Here is a 20,468-nt window from a genome sequence, read left to right on the forward strand (position 1 = left end):
CCTAAATAAGAGGTCCGGAGCGGGTCCAACAGGAGCCCCTTCGGCGGCCCGTTTCCTTGTATTCACGGCATATTGACATGCACATTTGGCAGGAATACTGTTCGCCTAACGGGGCTTTCCGCCCCGTTCCTGAGAATTTTTCGGCGCTGGAGTCTGGGCCGCTTCTGCTAGGCGATGGCGCCAGCAAGGAGTCCTAATGTCTTGGGAAATTTCCGGAACGTATGTCGCCAACTGCAATTGCCAGTTGATTTGTCCGTGCCCGGTGGACGCTACGCCCACGGGACCGAACGGAGAGTGCCGCGGCGTGGCTGTGTTCAACATCGCCAGTGGAAGACTCGATGATACCGATCTGTCGGGCATCGCCTTCGCCTTCTGCAACTGGTTCCCGTCGAACCTCACCGCAGGCGGCTGGAAAGTGGGAGTGGTTGTCGACGACGGCGCATCGGCTGAGCAGACCACTGCCTTGGAAAGCATCCTTCATGGCGAGGCCGGCGGCCCGTTCGCGGATTTTGCGGCATTGTATGGAGAATGGTTGGGAGTCGAGCGTGCGAGCGTCACGTTCTCCGACGGAGACAGGCCGTCGGGTTCGGTGGCCGGGCGCGCTGAATTCACATTCGAGCCGTTGATGGGGCCGGGCGGCGGTTTCACTACTGAGAAGAACGCGATGTTCGGCTTCGCCCCGGAGTTCCGGATCGGCAAGGCGCCGGGACACTCGGACCTCTTTGGCCTGGACTTCGACGGCGTCTACGCCGAGACAGCCGACTTCACCTTCGCAAGTGAGATGGCCGAGGGCGCCCCGAAAGGCCGCGGCTAAGCGCGGCCGGCCGATGTATCACAGAAGGTTGTTGAGGAGAGGCGGCTCGCGCCTGGTTGCGCGCGCCGCCGCGGGTTCCGCTTGTTCGCCTGCCGCGGCATCCCGGATTGATCCGCGGGAGGCGGCCCTCGTGGCTGTCCTCCTGGTCCTTGCCGCGGCCAGTTGGATCTTCACGTCCACGCAGCTGGCCGGAATGGACATGGGTAGGTGGAGCGATCCCGGGCCGCTGGGATTCTTCGTCGTCACGTGGGTGGTGATGCTTGCGGCCATGATGTTCCCCTCCGTGGCGCCGATGGTGGTGGCCTATGACCGGATCCAGCATCACCGCCGGAGCGCCGGACGGTATGCGCCGACGGGATCCACGGCCGTGTTCGTGGCCGGTTACCTGCTCGCCTGGACGGCCTTCGGGCTGGTGGCCTATTCGCTGTACATGGTAGTCGCGCTTGCTTCGGCGTTCTTCGGCTCGGATCAGGGCGGCCGCTACCTGGCTGTCGGCGTCATCCTGCTGGCGGCCGTATATCAGCTGACGCCGGCCAAGAGCGTCAGCTTGATGAAGTGCCGGACGCCGTTGGACTTCCTCCTGCACCGGATGCGTCCCGGCTACCGGGGCGCGCTGCTCATGGGAGTGGAGCACGGCGCCTGGTGCGTCGCCTGCTGCTGGGCGTTGATGACGGCGCTGTTCGCGCTGGGGGTGATGAGCCTCGGCTGGATGGCGCTGATTGGGGCCTTCATCGCAGCGGAGAAGATGCTGCCGTGGAAGCGGCTCGCTAACCGATCCGTTGCCGCGGCACTGGGCGTGATTGCGCTCGTGGTGGCCGTGACCCCGGCGGCGATGGACGGAATGGGCATGTAACAGGCTGTCCGCACGATATGCGGACGACCCTACACCCTGGGATTCTGACCGGTTTCACACAACAAAGGAGTCGAAAATGGCTGACGGGACGGGACTGATCACGCGGTTTTACAAAGAGATCATCGAGGGCGGAAATCTGTCCCTCATTGACGAGCTGTCGACGGATGACTACCTCGATCACGAAGAGGCTCTTCCGGGACAGCCGCCCGGCAAGGACGGCGTTCGGTATTTCGTGGACGCGATCCGGACGGCGTTCCCGGATATTAGGGTCAAGTCGATCGAAGCGTGGCTGACCGACGGAAACCTTGAGGCTAGTCACGTAATTCTCTCGGGCACTCATCGTGGGGAAATGGCCGGCATGCCGGCAACGGGCAAGAGTGTCGAATTCGGCACCACTGACATTATTCGCGTCGAGGACGGCAAGGTCGCGGAGCACTGGGGAACCACGGACAACTTGGCCCTCATGCAGCAGCTCGGTGCCATCCCTGCCTAATACGGGCCAGCCTGACGGGCATTCGTATACGATGCTCCTCCCGCCGCCGCTCCTAGCCGACGGCGGGAGGCACCTTGGGCGCGGAAAACGCGCCGTTGGACACCACAGAGCCGTTGGACACCACAGAACAGGAAAGACCATGACCAAGTATCTGTTTGAAGCGAACTACGTGGGTGAAGGAATCAAGGGGCTGATGCGGGAAGGCGGCTCCAAGCGGCGTGACGCGGTGGTGGACGCCCTCAAATCCGTTGGAGGATCGCTGGAGAGCTTCTACTTCGCTTTCGGGGACACCGACGTCCTAGGCGTCCTTGATATCCCGGATCAGGCCAACGCCGCGGCACTTTCGCTGACGATCAATTCGACGGGCGCCGTGAATCTGCGCCTGAAGCCGCTCATGACGCCGGAAGACATCGACCAGGCGGCGAAACAGACGCCGTCCTACCGGGCCCCCGGCCAGTAGGCAGGGAGCCCGGGAACGAAGTTAACGGACGACGTCGGCTTTCACCTGCCGCCCGTTCCGCACCTCGCGCTCGTGGCAGACGTCCCGGACATCCCGCACGGACCCTGCGGGCCGGGAGATCTGCACGGGCCGGGGAGTTTCTGCGGGCCAGGAAGTCTCCACGGGCCGGGGAGTCTTCCAGACCATTTCCCGCGGTCCCTTCGGGTAGGCGTGCTTCTTGCCTGCCAAGGTGATCACCAGCGCGGCGACAACCGGAAGGGCGGCCGCAACCGGGACCAGCAGCGGACCGGCCAGCACCAGCGCGGCCGAACCATAGAGGGCACCGACGGTGATGCCGAGCTGAATGGTCAGCACGGTGAGGCCGTTCGCGGCGTCCTTGTACTCGCCGCCGGCCCGGAGGATGGCGGTCTGGTTGTAGATCCCGATCGCGCCGAGGCCGGCGCCCCAGACCGCCATCAGCACCATGGCGCCCGAAAGGTTCCCGCCCGCGAAGGGGAGCAGGAACATCGAGACGGCGATTGCCGCCGTCGTAATGATGAGCGAGCGGCGCGGGTGGGAGTCCACGGTGAGGCCGGCGATCCAGATCCCGAACAGGCCGGAGATGCCGAGCACGGTGAGGGAGAGGCCGGTGGCGTAGTCGGGCAGGGCGGCTTCTCGGAGGAACGGGGCGATGTAGGTGAAGAGGGCGAAGTGCGCCAGGACCAGCAGCGGCCAGGCCGTGGCGACCGCCTTCACGCCGGGTTGGGCGATGGCCTTGCGCAGGGACGGCCGGGCAGTGCTGGCAGTCAGCTGGGCAGCCGGAAGCAGCCAGACTGCGAGGGCGGTCAGGAGCACACCGAAGCCGGCGAGGAACAGGAAGCCGGCCCGCCAGCCGAGCACGCTGCCCAGCGCCGTTCCCACCGGTGCGCCGATGGCCAGGCCCAGGCTGTTGCCGCTGAAGACGATCGCCAGTGCCTTGCCCATCTTGTCCGCCGGAACGATCCTTGACACGAACGGCGCCATGGTGGTCCAGAGCAGTCCGTGGGCCAGTCCGCCGACCAGCCGGGCGGCCATGGCCGCGGTGAAGTCGGGGGCGAGGCCGACGAGCGCGTTGCTCAGCGCGAAGGTGAAGACGAGAGCCACGAGCAGCGGTTTTTTGGGAATGCGGGCGAGCAGCCTCGCGGCGGGCACCACAGTGACCACGATGACGGCGGCATAGGCCGCGGCGAGGTAGCCCGCCACGGGTTCTGATACGCCCAGGCCGGTGCTGATCTGCGGCAGCAGGCCCGACGGGAGCAGTTCCGTGGTGATGGCGGTGAAGGCGATGGTGGCAAGGACGAGGAGGGCAGGAAGAGGCAAACGCCGGCTTCCGGGCACGGAAAATGCGGAGGGCATGCGAAGGGGATCCATTCAAGGGGGAGGGGCGGAACGGGGGCTCGGATCGGCCAGCAATTCCGTCCTTAAATTTACCTGATCCCGGGCCTGTTTTGGGGCGTTTTGAAGGTGTGCTCGGCTACACGTCGGAATGTTTCGTGGCTCAGGGCAACGACGCGCCGGAGGGCGGTGGAAAGAGGGCTGTTTTGGGCTACGACGGCACGCCCCGAAGCCAGTCCTGAAGGAGCGGCAGAACAACATTGCTGTTCACTGCGCCGATGTGATCCAAGCCGGGAAGGACGAGCACTTCCCATCCTGCGGCAGTGAGTTCCTGTTGGTGGGCGGCGAGGGGTTCACCGATGCTTACCAGCACGTTGCCCCAGGCGGCGCCGTAATCGATCCGGTCCGCCGCGCCGGCGAAGGCCAGATGCGGAAGGCCCGGGGGCAGCGCCGCTTTGGAGTCGTCAAAGTCCTGAAGGGCTTCGTAGAGGGTGACGAACTGCCGGGTCTGGGCCTCGGAGGTCTGGACCGGTACGGCGTCCCAGTCGCCCGGCTCGATGTCGGCAAGGTCAAGGGCGGCAGCGCCAGTCGTTGTGGTGTCGCCGTCGTCGGAATGCCCGACGTCGGGCACCTGGCTTTGGGCGGCCGCTTCAGCGGACATTCTGTGTGCCGAGCGCGTGACGTAAAGCATGCTTTGGTAGGGGCCGTCGAGCGGCGGATAGCCGCCCATCGCCAGCGCCCAGAGCCGGTCAGTTCGGATGGCGAGCTGCAGGCCGGCGAGCGCCAGCCACGAGTATCCGTAATAGGCAAAGCTGTCGGCCTCCGCCACGTTCGCGATGGCCAGCAGGTCGGCCGCAACGTTGGCCGGGGTCAGGGTGTCCGGCGCGGGGTGTGCCATCCGGTGGCCTTCGTAATCTGCGGCGATAATCCGATAGCCGCGGGCAAGCCCGGCGATCAGGCTCGGACCCAGGTCGGGGTCTGCGCCCCACTTCCGCATCGTCTCGGCATCCGGCGGCGGATACGGCTCGGCCCGGACGGGAAGAAGCACGGAACGGCCGCTCCCGTGGACCGAGACGGGAATGGCGGTGCCGTCGTGCAGCACAGCTTCAAGAGTGTGGGTCACGTTTCCTCCCGGGGTCGTCACACCGCCCACTTTAGGACTGCGGCCCCGGCTCACGGAAGCCACGCGGTGACGAAGCCGCCGCGGGATTCGCCGGAACCGCCCGCTTGTGGCCGGGGCTCGACCGGCGCACTCTCCGCCGGTGGGGACACCTCGCCTTGGAGGGACTGGGCATTGACTCCCAATGCGCCCATGGGAGCATAAAAGTGTCGGGACAGCTCTGCTTCCAGGCGCGCTGTGAACCGGCAGGTAGAAGGTCGTCCGATGGCTGCGGCTCGCGATGGTAGATCGTGGATCCGGGCTGCGGCCTTGGCCGCGGTGGTGGCATCCTCCGTGGTGCTGGGCGGATGCACCTACGAACCCGGCCCCGACCTCGCAGAGCCGGCAGCGCCGACGTCGGCGCCCCTACCGCCGCCGCCGCCCCCAAGTGGAACCGCGCCACCGCCGGCGAGCGCCCCATCCACAGCGGTTCAACCGCCGTCGATCCCCACCCCCGAGCTGAAGGCGGAGCTTGAGCAATACAGCCGGGAGCTCATCGACGCCGGTGCCCCCGCGGTCCTCCTCGAACTGCACGTCGGCGCGGAGGTATGGACCCATGCCGCCGGTGTCCGGAACTCCGCGGGCGAAGCCGCGCAGGTCACCGACCCCGTCCGCGTTGGCGATATCACGCAGACCCTGGTGGCCGTCTCCGTGCTGAAACTGGCGGAGGAAGGCAGGCTTTCGCTTGACGAACCGGCCAGCACCTACCTGCCGGAGCTTGAGAGCCTGCTCCACCAGCCCGAGCCCAACACCGTGCGCAGGCTCCTCGGCCACACCTCCGGCATGCCCGATTACTACGGCCCCCTGCTGGATTCCGTTCCTCCGCGGCAGGCCCTGGCTACCCGGCTGAGCCCTGAACAGAAACTCGCGCTGGCGGCAACCGTCCCGTGGCAACGGCCCCGCGCCCAAGGCTTCAGCTACTCACATTCGAACTACATCGCCCTCGGACTCATGGTCGAACGCCTCCGCGGGCTGCCGCTCGCCGAAGTCCTCCGGGCTGATATCATCCAGCCTTTGGGCCTGGCTGACACCCGGCTGGCGGACGATGGACCGGCACCTGAGGGCATGGTCCACGGCTACACCCTGGCCGACGGTGAATCCGTCGACGCCACCTTTGCCGCCCTTCACAGCGGGTCCGCCGCCACCGGCCTCGTGTCCACCGTGGCGGACCTCAACACGTTCTTCGACGCGCTGTTGGACGGTCGACTGCTGGGTCGCGAGCTGGTGGCGGAAATGCAGCCACCCGTCTACACCGAATACGGGCTGGGCCTCTATCAGTGGAACGACGCCTGCACGAACGGCTTCTACAACGGCTATGTCGGCGACGTGCCCGGATACGGAACCGTCGCCATGGCCAGTGCCGACGGCAGGCGGCGGCTTGCCCTGGCAGTGGCATACCCGCCGTCGCCGTGGCCGGCGTCCCCGGGCACCAACGCAACCGTCCTCGGAATGTCGGACCTCGCGAAAGACGTATTGAACGGCAGCTGCCGCTTAGGCGACGTCTCGTTCGGGGCGGGGCGTTGACGAAGTTCCAACGAACTGTGTGAACGGGAGCGATTGCGTTACTTCGCCAGCATCAGCAGCTTCCCCTCGGTCACGGCCTGGCGGGAGAGCGTTTTGTAGCCTTCCTGCTCGAAGAGCACCGTGATCACGTCCTCTTCGTGCCGCATCACCAGGCCCGGCCCCCACTCCTTGTGCACCACGGCGGCCTGGAGCGGGAACGGTTCCCCGCCCGCGGCGGCCGCGGCGCCGTCGTCGTAATCCTCCTCGTAGGCCGAGCCGTCGGCGCAGTTGTCGCAGTTGCCGCAGGGCTCGGGCAGGTCCTCGCCGAAGTAACCCAGCAGGAACTGGCGCCGGCAGCCGTCCGTCTCGGCGTAGCCGCGCATCATTTCGATCCGCGAGCGGTCCACGCGCTGGCGCGCTTCGGCGAGTTCGACGGCGCGTTCCACCACCCTGGGCAGCTTGGCGCCCGCTTCGAGCCGGACGCCGCGCTTGCCGGCCTTTACATACCGGGTCTCCTCCAGTTCATTCAGCAGGCCGGTGAGCTTCCGCGGCGAAAAACCGGTCTGTTCGGCGAGGACCTTTTTGGCAACCGGGCCGCTGGCGGCGCACAGGGCTGTCAGCACCGCCAGCAGCGATTCCTCGTCCGGGGTGTGCGTGCCAAAGAACTTGCGCAGGCCCAGATCCTCGGGCCGGTAGTGCAGGACGGCGGCGGCAGGTTCACCGTCCCGGCCGGAGCGGCCGATCTCCTGGTAGTAGGCGTCCAGGGACTCGGGAATGTCGGCGTGGATGACGAAGCGGACGTTGGGCTTGTCGATGCCCATGCCGAAAGCGGTGGTGGCCACGACCACGTCGAGCTCGTCGTCGAGGAACTGTTCGTGGACGTGGTCCCGCTCGCTCTGTTTCCGGCCGGCGTGGTACGCCTCGGCGCGCAGGCCGCGTTCGGTTAGCTCCGCCGCGTAGGTTTCGGTGTCCTTGCGGGTGGCGGCGTAGAGGAGGCCCGGACCCTTGAGCTCGGCCACCTGCTCCACTACGGCGCGGTGTTTGTCCTTGTCCTCGAGGTGGCGCAGCACGTCGAGCTGGATGTTGCCGCGGTCGAATCCGTGGACCAGCACCATCGGGTCCTCCATTTTCAGTCGCTGCTGGATCTCGTCGCGCACCGGGGGAGACGCAGTCGCGGTGAGGGCGGCCACGGGCGGCTTGCCGAGCTGGGCCCGGACCTCGCCCAGGCGGAGGTAGTCGGGGCGGAAGTCGTGGCCCCAGGAGGAGACGCAGTGGGCCTCGTCCACCACGAACAGCGACACGTCCAGCGCGGCGAGCCGCTCCACGGTCTCTGTTTTGGCCAGCTGCTCGGGTGCGAGGAAGAGGAACGTGACCTCGCCGCGCTCGGCGGCCTCCCAGGCGTCCGCCACCTCGGAGTCCTTCCGGCCGGAGTTGATGGCAACGGCGGCCGTCCCGCCCAGGTCCTCCAGCAGGCCGTCCAGCTGGTCCTCCTGCAGGGCAATCAAGGGGGAGACGACGACGGCGGGACCGCGCCTTGCGCTGCTGGTCCCGCCCTGGTTTTGGTGCAGGTACAGGGCCGCGACCTGGTAGATGGCCGACTTGCCGTAGCCGGTGGGCATTACGGCGAGGACGTCCCGCCCGGCCGCGAGGGCCCGCATTCCTGCGAGCTGGCCGTCCCGGAGGAGGGGGATCCCGAGGTTGTCGGCGGCAATGCGGTGGAGGGCGGCGTCGGCTTCGGTCATGGTGGCAGCTCCGTAGGGGCGTTCCAATGGCCGGATGTCTTCAGCCGTGGAATCTACCCTAGTGCGAGGTCAGCCTGACGTCATGTCCTCCTGTTGGACGAAGCGTTATCTGCAGGGTCAGTCAGAGGGACCGGAGCCCTCGAACCGAGGCGGCCGGGAATCGTGTATGGGAGTGAAGCCTCGCGGTAGCGTGGGCGGCCCTGGACTTGGGGATGATGAGGTCCCCATGGCCCCCGTGGCTCATGTCGCGGATAAGGCCGGTCCCGGCGATCTCCCTAGTCCAGGAAATCCCTACGACAGCAGCGTCTTTGGTGGGGTATTTCACCGAGGTTGCCACCAAGCGTCCTGTCCCATCCATAAGCTTGACGCGGAAGCCGCCGTTCGGGGCATCGGTGATTTCAAAGTGTCCCGCCATGGCTAAACCCTCCCTTGGTATTGCTTTTCGGGCACGTCCCCTAAACCCATTTTGGACCTTTCGTGCCCGGAAGGACCGCCGGTTGACCGCCGGATTCCAGAAGCTGGCCGTTGCTGCCCGCGAGTCAGCGAAACGGCGGGTTGTCCCCAAAAGGGGAAGGCCCGCCGTCGTGCGTCCCAACTGAAGCCTTAGCCCGCCACCGCGTAGGCCTTGGGCAGCTTCAGGCCGCGCTCGTCCATGAGGGTGCGCAGGCGCGTGGGGTAGTCGGTGATGATGCCGTCCACACCGAGGTCCATCAGGCGGGCCATGTTCGCGGTGGTGTTCACGGTCCAGGGGACGACGGTAAGGCCGAGCTTGTGGGCTTCGGCGATCATCTCCGGCGTGACGGACGCGAAAGCGGGGGAGATGACGTCGTAGCCCTGGGCCTTTGCGGCCTTGGTGAGGGAGCCGTCGTAGTCATCGATGTCGATGCCGCCGAGTTCGGGGGCGGCGCCCGGCTGGCCCACCTGCAGCCAGGCATCGCCGCTGGAGAGGGCTACGACGGGCAGCTGCGGGGCGATCTTTTTGGTCAGGTTCAGCGTGGACCAGTCAAACGACTGCACGGTGGTGCGGCCGGACATTCCTGCCAGGTAGATTTCGGTGACCACGGCCTTGGTGAGCGCCACGGAGCCTTCGCCGCCCGCCAGGCCGTCCTCCACCTTGGTCTCCACGTTGAAGCGGACCTTCTGGGCGCCGGCGTCGTGCACCAGCTGGAACACATCCTTGAGCTCGGTGATGCGGTTGCCCTCAAAGACTTGCTGCTCGGGGTAGCCGGCCAGCTGGCTGTAGCCGCAGTTGAGGGTCTGGATCTGGGCCAGCGACAGCTCCGCCACCCGGTCCCCGACGTACGGGAATTCGGGGTCGTTGGGCGTGGCCTGGGCGGTGTCGATGCACTTGTTGGCCTGGATTGTGTCGTCGTGCCAGACGATCACCTTGCCGTCCTCGGTCAGGTGCGTGTCCAGCTCGAGGGTGCTCACGCCCAGCTTCAGCGAGTTCGCGAACGCGGCCAGGGATTCCTCGGTCCACTCGCCGCGGCCGCCGCGGTGCGACTGCAGGTCAAAGGAGCCGTTGCGCTCGTTCGTGTTGACGGCAGTTGTCCCCGCCGGGGCGGTGCCGGCAGCGTCCGACGACCGTGTTCCGGCGTCGGCGGTCGGGGCAGCGACGGCGGCACCCGCCGTCGAGGTGATGGCTGCGGTGAAAAGCGCGACGGCGGCCGCTGCGGTCAGGACTGTGCGCATGGTGAGGGTTCCTCCCGGAAATCGGTGGCCGGCGCTGAGCCGCCGACCCGTTCACAGTAGGGAGGCGAGGTGGCGAAAGGCGTGCGTGAAGTTGGCCTCGAGGTTAACCCCAGGTGAGCCATTCGATGGCTTCTTGGGCAAGGTGCGCGGGTACTGTGTGCGGACCCCTAAACTCCCGGTAGCGGACGTCGAAACCTTCCTTTTGCAAAGCCGGGACGAGCCGCCGGCTTGTCCGGTCGATTGGGAGGACCGCATCAGCGTCGCCATGGGAAACGAAAATGCCTGGCTTACCCACGCGCGGCCCACGTGGAACAAATCCGGGAGAAAAGGCGATGATCTTGGAGAAAAGGTTTCCGTTGGCCAGGCCAAGGCCCAGGGCGTAGGAGGCGCCATCGGAAAAGCCACCGCCTGCGACACGCTGAGGATCCACGGGGACCAGTTCGAACACACGCTCCAAGGCGCGGTTTATTAGATCGACGTCCGGCCCGTATCCTCCCCGGATGCCATCCCATGTTGAGTCGCGGGAGGAGGGGGCTGCCACAAGAAGCCCGTAGGTATCCGCGAATGGCAGCAGCAGCGATAATGCGCCCGCAGCTTGGCCTCCGGCGCCGTGCAGAAAAAGGATGAGCGGGGCCCGCTGTCCAGGCTGGAGGGCCCTGGGGACATAAAGCAACGTGTCACGCATCCGTTCCAACCCCAGTGCCAGTTGGCCCGCAACGGGGAGCTGTTCCGGCAACCTGTTCCCAGGACGGGCAGTCAGGGCCGAGCGGTCCATGATGGTCCCCGTGTTCGGTCCATGTTCCCTCCAGCGGAAGCAGCGCCGTTGCGTGCAGAAGATCATAGCCGCCTCGCGCTGGACAGGTCAGGGCCGGGAGCCAGAGATCTGGGAAAGGGGCGCGGAAATCCGAGGACCGGGTGAGGGCGATCCGGGTAAGTTGGTCATGCGCGGGTTGCTTCGGCCGGTTGAAGGGGGTGCGTTGTGAAGATCCTGATGCTGACCGCTGGTACCCGTGGAGACGTCGAGCCCTTCGTGGCGTTGGCGCACCGAGCCCATGCCAACGGGCATGAAGTCCGACTCTCCGTTCCGGATAACGCCGGAGCGGACCTCGGGGGAATCGATACCGTCAGTCTCCATGTGGACTTCGCAGCGCTCGTCGCTGGTGGGGGCGTTTCCCCTTGGGCAACAGCCGCCGCGTTCCGGCAAGTAATCCGTCCGGCGGTGGGCCGAATGCTCGCCACCGCAGTTGAGCACATCGTGGCCTATGCCCCCGACGTGGTTGTCTACCATCCGACAGTCTTGACGGCACCCATGGCCGCGCACGCGCTAAATATTCCTACCGTTGTGGTGGAGTCGGTTCCCTCGCTCAGTCCGACGCGTGAATTTGCTTCGCCCGTTGTCAGCGCGGCAAGCCTGGGTCCTTTCAACCGGGCCACGTACGGGGCGGTGGCACTTGCTTGCCGTCTGTTTGGCCATGAGATTGCGGCTGCTTGCCGTTCGCTGCCGCCCGGCCACCGGAGCTCTGCCCGGCCCCGCGCGTCCTTGATGCCGATCAGCCCCCAGCTTCTGGTTAGGCCCCGTGATTGGCCGGCCGATGTCCATCTCACCGGTTCCTGGCCCCCGGCGCATGCCGGTCCGGGCGGGGACAGTGAGCTGGATGATTTCATGGACGGCGGAGAATTCATCTGTGCCGGGTTTGGCTCCATGAAGGCAGGGGAGGCCACGAAGAGGGGCCAAATAATCATCGACGCCGCACGCCGCTATGGGGTGAACGTGCTCATCATCACCGGCTGGGGCGGCCTGGATGTATCGGGAGCAGCCTGCGGCCGAGGCGTGCTGGTGAGGGAATCGGTTGATCACGGGCATGTCTTTCCCATGGCAAAAGCGGTCATTCATCATGGCGGAGCGGGCACTGTCCATGCGGTGGCGCGGGCTGGAATTCCCTCCGTTGTGGTTCCGTTCATCGCTGACCAAGGGTTCTGGGGAAACCTGCTGCACCGGCAGGCCCTGGCGCCAAAACCGATACCGTACAGGAGGCTTACCCGGGACCGGCTGGCCAGGGCTCTCGCTGAATCAGGGGCTTACCGCGACAATGCCCGCCGAGTCGGAGAATGTATTCAGTCCGAGGACGGCCTGGCTGCAGCGGTGGACGTCCTGGAGAACCTGGTTGGATAGGCCAGGGCGGCACCGGTGCCGTTCTCCCGGCTCCCATCTTCCGGGGCGGGAGCGGTGATTGTATGCTGTGGTTCGGAGAGCCGGGAAGCCTGGTCGGCCCGCACGGATGAGTGTGCGGATCACCCTTGGCGGCCGCCTCGGGTGTTCATGCTAGGAACGGACCCGCCATGCGCTCTCAGTCGTCTCCCGTCATCGAAACCACCGGGCTGGTAAAGAAATTTGGCCGCACCACTGCGCTGGGCGGCCTCGATCTGGCCGTCGAACCCGCAGAGGTCCACGGCTTCCTGGGACCCAACGGCGCCGGCAAATCGACCACCCTGCGGATACTCCTGGGCCTGATCCGTCCCACTGCAGGAAGCGCCAGCGTCTTCGGCCTGGATCCCTGGGCTGATCCCGCCAAGGCACACCGCGATATCGCTTACGTGCCGGGGGACGTGAGTCTCTGGCCGAACCTCTCCGGCGGCGAGGTCTTCGACCTGCTGACCGGCCTGCGCGGCGGCGCCCAGGAACGGCTGCTGCGGGAACTTATCGAGGAGTTTGAGTTCGATCCCCGGCGGAAGTCCCGGACGTATTCGAAGGGGAACCGCCAGAAGGCGGCCCTCATCGCCGCCTTCGCCCGCCCCGCGCGGCTGTATCTCCTGGATGAACCCAGCGCAGGGCTGGACCCGGTCATGGACTCCGTTTTCCGCCGTCAGATCAGACGTGTCGCCGGCGAGGGAGCGACCGTCCTGCTCTCCAGCCACGTCCTCAGCGAGGTCGAACAGCTCTGCGACAGGATCACGATCATCCGCACGGGAGTTGCCGTTGAAACAGGAACCCTGGCCGAACTGAGACACCTGACCCGGACCCGTTTCCGGATCACCACCGTTGCGGAACCGGTGGCATTGGCCACGCTGCCGGGAGTGCACGATGTGCGCAGCGACGGCACCGGCACCGAGTTTGACGCTGATGCCTCGGAACTTGGTTCCGTCCTTGAAGGGATCGCCGCCGCCGGAGTCACCACCGTTACGGCCGCTCCGCCGTCGTTGGAAGAGCTGTTCCTGCGCCACTACAGCGACCGGAACGGGAGAATCTGATGCGCGGCGTCCTGCCGCTGGCCCTGTTCCAGGCGCGGAACGACCGCTGGCTCCTGCCGGTCTGGATCCTGGCGATTGGCGTGCTTTCCTTCGCCACAGCAGCCGCGGTGGCCGGGCAGTTCGGTGCCGAGAGGGACCGGGCGGCCATCATCGCAGTATCCGCGGTGAACCCGGCGTTTCTTTTCCTCCGGGGCCTGCCGGACGGGACAGGCACCGGAGCCGTCGCATTCTTCGGCGGATACGCCTTCACTGCGGTCCTGGCCGGGCTCATGAGTACCTTCCTCGTCACCCGCCATACCCGGACGGATGAGGAACTTGGACGCGCGGAGCTCGTCGGAGCCGCGCCGCTTTCCCGTTCCGCACCGCTGCTGGCGACCCTGCTTTTGGGCCTCGCCGCGAACACCGCCGTCGCACTGTCGGTTGCCGCCGCCTTCCTCGCCGCGGGATTGCCCGTTCCGGGGGCTGTGGTGGCAGGCGCGGCGGTGGGTGCCGTTGGCGTGTTCTTTGTCGCCGTCGCTGCTGCTGCCGCACAGATGCTCCCGTCGGGACGTGCGGCGAACGGCGCGGCAGCCGGCCTGGTCGGTGCGGCCTATCTCCTTCGGGGTGTCGGGGACGCCTTGGGCACTCCCGCTGCGGACCTTCTGCATGTCACCCCCGCCTGGCCGTCGCTGCTCTCGCCGATCGGCTGGGGCCAGCGGTCCCGGCCCTTTGTTGCAGCTGACCCGATGCCGCTGCTGGTTCCGGTGGCAGCGGCAGCGATTCTGGCCGCCGTCGTGCTGCTGGTCCGGAACCGGCGGGACCTCGGCGCCAGCCTGCTGCCCCAGCGCGTTGGCAGGGCCCGGGCCGGCGTGGGCGGCACGTCGTTCCTGGGACTGGCCTTCCGGCTCCAGCGTGCAACCTTGATCGGTTGGTGCGTCGGAGCCGCGGCCATAGGGGCCGTGGCGGGCGGACTCGGGCCCTTGGCCAGTGAGGCTGTGGCCGGCAACGCGTCACTGCAGGACCTGATCGGCCGGCTCCTGCCCGGTGCCCGGGCTGCGATGCTCGATTTGTTCATCACGGCCATGCTCGGCATCGCCGGCGTCCTGGCTGCGGCCGCGGGCATCCAGACGGTCCTTCGGCTGCGTGCCGAAGAGGTGGAGGGCAGGGCCGAACTGCTCCTCGCCGTACCGGTGTCGCGGGACCGGTGGCTGAACGCGAACCTGGTCATGGCAGTTGGTTCCGTGCTGGCCGTGACATCAACGGCAGGTGCTGCAGCCGCCGTCGCCGTGGGACTGTCCGGCGCAGGAAACGGACCGGCTGCAGAATTGTTGCCGGCGGCCCTGGCCCACGTCCCGGCCGCGGCTGTCTTCCTGGCTTTGACCGCTGTGGCGTTCGCGGCCACGCCGCGCCTGGCTATTCCGCTGGGTTGGGGATTCCTCGCCGCCGGCTTGCTGCTGGGCGAGTTCGGGGATCTTCTTGGGCTCCCGGTATGGCTTCAGGACCTGAGTCCGTTCCGCCACTCCTCGGCCATGCCCGTGGAGCCGTTCGATCCTGGCGGGGCATTAGCCATGACAGTCATTGCCGTGGCAGGCGCCGGGCTCGCTGCCTATCTGATCAGGCAGCGGGACCTTACCGCCTGACCCGGCGCCTCCTGGCCGTCCGCAATTTAAACCGGTGCCTGTGCCCTGTTATATGACGAGTGTTATAACCGTAGGGTAGGGTTGCTTCGATCAACCAGGGGACACCACAGGAGGATGGCATGAGCGCTGATTTGCGGACCAAAATGGTCGCAGGGGCGGCGGATTTGATGAGCAGGCGGGGGCTGCCGGCTGCCAGCATGCGTGATTTGGCCCGTCATTCGGGCACGCCACTTGGCTCTACTTACCACTACTTCCCCGGCGGAAAGCGCCAACTCGCCCTCGAGGCCGTACGGTTCACCGACGATCAGGTGAGGTCGCGGTTGAGCCGTTCGCTGGAGCAGGGGCCGGTGGAAGGTGTACGCGAATTCCTCGCTGTGTGGCGCCAGATCCTCATCGACAGCGACTTCGAAGCCGGATGTCCGGTCCTGTCCGTTGCCGTTACTGAATCCCGCGCCGGGGAGGCTGCCGAGGCTGTGACGGCGGCGCGGGACGCGTTCTCGCACTGGTGCGGGCTGCTGAGCAGAAGTCTTCGTGAGCACGGAGCTCCCGCCGACGCTGCACAGTCACTCGCGCTGCTGATCGTTACTTCCGTGGAGGGAAGCGTGGCAATCTGTCGTGCCGAAGGCTCGGCCCGCGCCCTCGACCTTGTAGCCCACGCGGTGGAGCGGCTCGCCGGGAATGCTCTCCGTCACGGCGAGATCTGACCCACCCGCCACCCTCACGTCCAGCACCACCAGCCAAACCTAAATTTCCGCGCTTACTTCCAACGATCGGACCGCCATGCGCGAGTTGAACTTTCTGTCCACCGGCAACCTGAAGTGGATGGAACGTGAGGACCCTGTTCTGGTGTCCGACGACGACGCCATCGTGCGCCCCATTGTGGTGAGCCGTTGCGACGGTGACACCCTTCCGCTTCATCACCGCGTCTCGCGGGCAATGCAGGTGGGCTTGAAAACCGGCCTCATTGATCCCTCCGTGGGCAACATCTGCGGCCGGATCCCCTTCAAAGGCCCTTTCGCCATCGGCCACGAAGCCATCGCGGAGATCGTCGCCGTCGGGCGGGACGTGACGGCACGCAAGGTGGGGGACCAGGTGGTGGTGCCGTGGTCGGTATCGTGCGGAACCTGCCCCCTGTGCCGGCGGGGACTGACTTCCAAATGCACCACGACGCGGAACGGACGGACCCTTGCTGCTTACGGTTTCGGGCCAGCGAGCGGTTCCTACGGAGGAATGGTCTCGGATTTGCTGCGGGTCCCGTTCGCGGACCACATGCTCGTTCCGCTTCCCGCGGGCCTGGATCCACTGCGTGTCGCCGCAGCGAGCGACAACCTCTCGGACGCCTGGCGGACGGTGGTGCCCTACCTGCAGCAGCGGCCCGGAGCAACTGTGCTGGTACTTGGGGGTGGGGCCAAATCCATTGGGCTCTACGCAGCGGGCCTGGCTGCGGCGCACGGAGCTGCGGCCGTGGACTACCTGGACACCAGCGATGCACGGCTTGAGAAGGCCGGCATCCTGGGGGCCAACCCGCACCGCCTGACGCAGAGCGGGGCTGTGCCCAACCCGCAGGGTTACGACATCGTTGCGGAGGCATCCAGCAGGACTGCGGGCATGCGCCGGGCTATTCGCGCAACGTCCCCCGGTGGAGTCTGCACAGCCGTGGGCTACTACGTGGGCACCAACACCGGAATTCCCCTGATGCACATGTACGCCAACGACATCACGCTGCATCTGGGCGTCTCCCACCCCCGCGCAATGCTTCCCGAGCTCCTGGACTGGATCAACGCCAACCACTTTCCCGCCGAAAGCGTCACCAGCAGCCTCGTGTCTTTTGATGATGCCCCGGACGCTTACGCGGAGCGGACTACCAAGCTCGTCCTTCACAGGCCGGCGGTGGTAACTTCCTGAGTGTCAACGGGCAGGCGGCCCATCCGCTTCGCCGCGGTGAAACCCTGAAACTGGAACCGGCAGGCGTGGCAGGGTCCCGGGCCGGCGGGAACATTGTCCCTATTTCGCCGCGGCGCATTCGGTTCCATAATGGCCTCATCCCTTTCGGGAACCCCGCGCCGTCGTGCACGCCAATGACGCAGGGCGGGGAGTCCGAGGGAACCAGGTGGCCGTCCCGGCAGTCGGCGGAAAGGGCGGCGACGCGGCTTGGGCGGGGGCCGTCACGGGGGAGAGCAGCGCCGCCAACGCTATACGAGGCAAAGGAAGTCATCATGCTCAAGGATTTAAACTTCATGGCGGTCCTCGCGGCCAAGGACATCAACAGGGCGAAGGATTTCTACCGGGACAAGCTGGGAATGGAGCCGTCCGAGTCCCTGGAGGAGGACAGCCTGATGTACCGCGGCGCCAACGGCACCAGCTTCCTGATCTACCAGACCGAAAATGCAGGAACGGCCAAGAACACCCAGATGGGCTGGGAAACGGACAACCTGGAACGCGACATGGAGGAACTCCGGGGCCGCGGTGTGACCTTTGAGGAGTACGACTTCCCCGGCCTGAAGACCGAGAACGGCGTCGCCTCCAGTGACTGGGGCAAGGCCGCCTGGTTCCTGGACAGCGAGGGGAACATCCTCAACATCTCCCAGCGGGCGTAACGCCCGGGCGGGAATCTCCAGGCAGAAGTACGACGGCGGTGCCCGGCATCCGCACCCAGCCACCTTAAGAAGGTGACGGGGCAGCGGTGGCCGGGTACCGCCGTGGTGCGTTCCTCAGACGGTGGGCTCGCGCCTGCCGCTACGATACCGCCGGCGTGGCAGCCAGATACAGATCCTCCGCCTTGGCCGCCGGTTTGGTCACGGTGCTGAGCAGGGGTTCCGAGGCGGTGCCGGTCACGGTCAGCGTCACCGGGGAGTCCACGACGGGCAGCGGGACCGCCATGATTCCTTGCCGGCCGGAGAGTTCCAGCACGCCGGCATCAATGATCACCCGGAGTTCGGACCCCTCCTCCGCAGGGAGGAACGCGTCGGTGAAGTCCGCGTTCCCGTTGACCGTGACCCGGATGCCCTCCCCGTCGTGCCGGACGGCGGCCAGGGTCCCGGCCAAGGTTCCGGCCGGGGTCCCGGCCAAGCTCCCTTCCGGGCCGGACAGGCGGATGACCGTTCCTGCGGTGACGGTGCAGCGCAGGTCTGCGCCGCCGTCGAGCACGGTCTCGAAAACCGCGGCGCCCACCTGCTCCAGCTGGCCCGGCTGTGAGTACTTGGCCAGGTCTGCGTGGGGAGTGGCCACCAGGACGTCACCGTCAAGGGTCAGCGTGTGCGGGATGCTGAGTGCGCTGGCCCACTTCCCGTCCGGGTCCAGCACGCCGCGGACCCAGAAAATCAGCGACGGCGCGCCGTCCTTGTCCCGGAAGAAGGACGGAGCGTAGTAGCTCTTGCCAAAGCTGAGCTGCCCCCAGGAACGGGCGGTGAACTCTCCGCCGGAGTAGCTGCCCACGCCGTAGGCCACGTAGTGCAGCACGTCGTCCTCCCAGATGGAGGTGACCAGGACGTGGGAGCCGCCGATCTCAAACAGCTGCGGGCATTCCCACATGGTGCCGGTCCAGACGCGGTCCGTTTCGCTGCCGTTCCGCTGCGCCGCGATCCCGTCCAGGGTCCATTCGGCGAGGTCAGGAGAGCTGTAGGAAACCGCGGCGGCAGTCCCGCCCTCCAGCCCGGCGCCCACGAACATGCGCCACTGTTCGCCGTCGCGGAAAACGAACGGGTCCCGGTAAGCCACCACCCCGAGGTCCGGAGCGGTCATCAGCTTCCCGCCCTTGGTCCACGTGTCCCAGGACGCATCCTCCGGGGTGGCGGTGCGGATGGTGCCGATGCCGATGTCGGGTTCGGTGACCGACGTGTAGAACATGGTGGCGGCACCATCGGTGCCGGTGACGATGGAGCCCGACCAGACGCCGTCGTCCCCTTCCCCGGGTGCTACCGCGACACCCTGTTCGGTCCAGGCGATCATGTCCGGGGAGGTGGCGTGTCCCCAGTGGCAGTTGGAAGCCCACGTGGTACGGCCGGGAACGTACTGGTAGAAGAGGTGGTACTGGCCGTCCTTCCAGGTCACGCCTAGTGGATCGTTGATCCATCCTTCGGCGGCTGTGAAGTGGAGGGCGGGCCGGAGGTCCTGCTTGTTCATGTGATCCTTCCGTGCTGTGGGTGGTCAGAGGGCGGGGACGCTGTTTGCGGCGAGGAACCGTTGCCGGACTTCCCGCGCCTGCTCCGCGTTGGCCTTCTCCCAGGCATCAATTTCGGCCCGGCGTTCGTTCCGGACGGCGTCGCGCGCTTCGGTGAACTGCTTCATCCGTTCGGCGGCTGCGTCCCGGGCGGCCTGCTGCGTGGGCGTCAGCTCCGGGAGGGGACGTTCTACCACCTGTTCGCGCGGCCGCAGCGGCAGGCGTTCCTCGACCGGGTCGATCTCCAGCGCGGGGGAGGGGAGGGTCTGGTACCAGTAGGCCGTGGAGGACCAGTCATCAGAAAGGTGGTTGGCGTGGCCGTGCTCGAAGGTGACCTTGATGCGCTTCTGGAACCTGATGGGGTCCGTCATGTGGAAGCGGTAGCTGTGGTGGAAGCCCGGGACGTTTTCCTCGTGGACCATGGTGCCGTTCATGAGGTAGGCGTTGTGCTGCATGCCCCAGGCGTGGCCGAAGTAGTCTTCCATGCCGGTGCCGTGAAGGCTGGGCGGCCAGGTGTCGTCGTCGATGAAGATCATGTCATCGCCCTCGCCCCACCAGGAGCCCTGGAAGTGCCGGACGGCGAGGTTGCAGCCCACGTAATGTCCCTGGCCCTCGGTTTCCAGGACAACATAGTTGTCTTCGCCGGTGAAGTTGGGGATGGCCACCTCGATGCTGTTGGTCTGCAGGTCCGGGGCCCAGCCGGCGTTCGGCTTCTGTCGGCGCCAGTGGGCGTGGAAGTAGGCGGTGTCCTCGGCAAGGGGCTCGGTGTAGAGCTCGTAGTCGATGTAGAAGTACTGCAGGTAGGGGATGTCGTTCTGGTTTTCGACCACGATGCGGGCGCGGGAGTTGAAGGGCATTTCGAAGTAGCTGTTGAACGCCGCGCTGCCGCCGAAGGTGTTCAGTTCCCCTTCCTTGGCCGAGACCGAGAGCGGCAGGGAGTCGTAGGAGCCGGACAGGGAGTTCAGCAGGCCGAAGAAGTCGCCCAGGGGTGCGATGACGCTGGGGGTGTCCTGGTCGTCCCAGTACATTTTGAGGACAATCTTGCGGTAGTAGTCCGGGTCCACCACTTCCCAGCTGACGCCGAGCGCGTTGTGGATTTCGAGCATCGGCACGCCCACGAGCTCCGGGGAGATCTGGCCGGGGCCCGGCTGGATCCGGCACGACTGGGTCATCCAGATGTGGGTGATGGCGCCGGGCCCTTCAATGTCAGCCAGGACGCGTTCCTCGCCGGGCATGACGATCCAGTTGTCGCGGTTGCGGCCGGTCTGGTCCCAGCTGGAGGCGCGGGCGGTGCGGGCGGAGGAGAGCTTGGTCAGGCTTGAGAGCAGGCCGGAGCGCGGTGATGAAGCCAAGGTGGTGTCCCTTTCGAAGA

General features: G+C 66.4%; 19 protein-coding genes. 11 read left to right on the forward strand and 8 right to left on the reverse strand.

The window, feature by feature from the left end; all coding sequences use genetic code 11:
* Positions 1-196 precede the first annotated feature (196 nt).
* The 4 genes from J7I92_RS13025 (at position 197) to J7I92_RS13040 (ending at position 2,620) form a co-directional block, all read left to right on the forward strand.
* Positions 197-814 carry a DUF1326 domain-containing protein gene (locus J7I92_RS13025; protein ID WP_214841092.1) on the forward strand — a complete coding sequence of 206 codons (618 nt, stop codon included), beginning with the start codon at positions 197-199 and terminating at the stop codon, positions 812-814.
* Between the two features lie 130 nt (positions 815-944).
* Positions 945-1,667 carry a DUF2182 domain-containing protein gene (locus J7I92_RS13030; protein WP_311380310.1) on the forward strand — a complete coding sequence of 241 codons (723 nt, stop codon included), beginning with the start codon at positions 945-947 and terminating at the stop codon, positions 1,665-1,667.
* Positions 1,668-1,743: 76 nt separating this feature from the next.
* Positions 1,744-2,160, forward strand: a complete 417-nt coding sequence (locus J7I92_RS13035) for an ester cyclase (RefSeq protein WP_214841094.1) — start codon at positions 1,744-1,746, stop codon at positions 2,158-2,160.
* Positions 2,161-2,299: 139 nt separating this feature from the next.
* Positions 2,300-2,620, forward strand: coding sequence for a GYD domain-containing protein (locus J7I92_RS13040; RefSeq protein WP_214841095.1), 321 nt, complete (start codon positions 2,300-2,302; stop codon positions 2,618-2,620).
* 21 nt (positions 2,621-2,641) lie between these two features.
* Here the strand turns inward: J7I92_RS13040 and J7I92_RS13045 are convergent, their stop codons facing one another.
* Both J7I92_RS13045 and J7I92_RS13050 read right to left on the reverse strand, forming a co-directional pair.
* Positions 2,642-3,994, reverse strand: coding sequence for an MFS transporter (locus J7I92_RS13045; RefSeq protein ID WP_214841097.1), 1,353 nt, complete (start codon positions 3,992-3,994; stop codon positions 2,642-2,644).
* Positions 3,995-4,184: 190 nt separating this feature from the next.
* Entirely contained in the window at positions 4,185-5,096 is a 912-nt protein-coding gene (locus J7I92_RS13050) for an alpha/beta fold hydrolase (protein WP_214841099.1), read from the reverse strand.
* Positions 5,097-5,357: 261 nt separating this feature from the next.
* On the opposite strand from J7I92_RS13050, the gene J7I92_RS13055 reads away from it, so the two are divergent.
* Positions 5,358-6,656 carry a serine hydrolase gene (locus J7I92_RS13055; RefSeq protein ID WP_214841101.1) on the forward strand — a complete coding sequence of 433 codons (1,299 nt, stop codon included), beginning with the start codon at positions 5,358-5,360 and terminating at the stop codon, positions 6,654-6,656.
* A 38-nt stretch (positions 6,657-6,694) separates the two neighbouring features.
* Here the strand turns inward: J7I92_RS13055 and J7I92_RS13060 are convergent, their stop codons facing one another.
* From J7I92_RS13060 to J7I92_RS24620, 4 genes are all read right to left on the reverse strand, one after another.
* The gene (locus J7I92_RS13060; protein WP_214841103.1) at positions 6,695-8,377 is read right to left on the reverse strand and encodes an ATP-dependent DNA helicase RecQ; all 1,683 of its coding nucleotides are present in this window, start codon (positions 8,375-8,377) and stop codon (positions 6,695-6,697) included.
* 121 nt (positions 8,378-8,498) lie between these two features.
* Entirely contained in the window at positions 8,499-8,792 is a 294-nt protein-coding gene (locus tag J7I92_RS13065) for a hypothetical protein (RefSeq protein WP_214841105.1), read from the reverse strand.
* Between the two features lie 188 nt (positions 8,793-8,980).
* Positions 8,981-10,069, reverse strand: a complete 1,089-nt coding sequence (locus tag J7I92_RS13070) for a glycerophosphodiester phosphodiesterase family protein (protein WP_214841107.1) — start codon at positions 10,067-10,069, stop codon at positions 8,981-8,983.
* A 103-nt stretch (positions 10,070-10,172) separates the two neighbouring features.
* A complete protein-coding gene (locus J7I92_RS24620; protein WP_396020384.1) occupies positions 10,173-10,910 on the reverse strand; it encodes an alpha/beta hydrolase in 738 nt (245 codons plus the stop codon).
* 138 nt (positions 10,911-11,048) lie between these two features.
* On the opposite strand from J7I92_RS24620, the gene J7I92_RS13080 reads away from it, so the two are divergent.
* The 6 genes from J7I92_RS13080 (at position 11,049) to J7I92_RS13105 (ending at position 17,534) form a co-directional block, all read left to right on the forward strand.
* A complete protein-coding gene (locus J7I92_RS13080) occupies positions 11,049-12,242 on the forward strand; it encodes a glycosyltransferase (RefSeq protein WP_311380312.1) in 1,194 nt (397 codons plus the stop codon).
* 167 nt (positions 12,243-12,409) lie between these two features.
* A complete protein-coding gene (locus tag J7I92_RS13085; RefSeq protein WP_214841111.1) occupies positions 12,410-13,318 on the forward strand; it encodes an ABC transporter ATP-binding protein in 909 nt (302 codons plus the stop codon).
* Positions 13,318-14,937: an ABC transporter permease gene (locus J7I92_RS13090; protein ID WP_214841113.1), complete on the forward strand. Its 1,620-nt coding sequence runs from the start codon at positions 13,318-13,320 to the stop codon at positions 14,935-14,937. Before J7I92_RS13085 ends, J7I92_RS13090 begins: the two co-directional genes overlap by 1 nt.
* A 119-nt stretch (positions 14,938-15,056) precedes the next feature.
* Entirely contained in the window at positions 15,057-15,641 is a 585-nt protein-coding gene (locus J7I92_RS13095) for a TetR/AcrR family transcriptional regulator (protein ID WP_214841115.1), read from the forward strand.
* Positions 15,642-15,717: 76 nt separating this feature from the next.
* Positions 15,718-16,842 (forward strand): zinc-binding dehydrogenase, encoded by a 1,125-nt coding sequence (locus J7I92_RS13100; RefSeq protein WP_214841117.1) that lies wholly within the window; start codon positions 15,718-15,720, stop codon positions 16,840-16,842.
* A 311-nt stretch (positions 16,843-17,153) separates the two neighbouring features.
* Positions 17,154-17,534, forward strand: a complete 381-nt coding sequence (locus tag J7I92_RS13105) for a VOC family protein (RefSeq protein WP_214841119.1) — start codon at positions 17,154-17,156, stop codon at positions 17,532-17,534.
* Between the two features lie 139 nt (positions 17,535-17,673).
* Here the strand turns inward: J7I92_RS13105 and J7I92_RS13110 are convergent, their stop codons facing one another.
* Positions 17,674-19,059, reverse strand: coding sequence for a glycoside hydrolase family 32 protein (locus J7I92_RS13110; protein ID WP_214841120.1), 1,386 nt, complete (start codon positions 19,057-19,059; stop codon positions 17,674-17,676).
* Between the two features lie 24 nt (positions 19,060-19,083).
* On the reverse strand, positions 19,084-20,448 hold the full coding sequence (locus tag J7I92_RS13115; RefSeq protein WP_214841122.1) for a glycoside hydrolase family 172 protein: 1,365 nt from the start codon (positions 20,446-20,448) through the stop codon (positions 19,084-19,086).
* Between the last annotated feature and the right edge of the window lie 20 nt (positions 20,449-20,468).

The sequence above is a fragment of the Arthrobacter sp. ISL-72 genome (assembly GCF_018613755.1).
Taxonomy (GTDB): domain Bacteria; phylum Actinomycetota; class Actinomycetes; order Actinomycetales; family Micrococcaceae; genus Arthrobacter.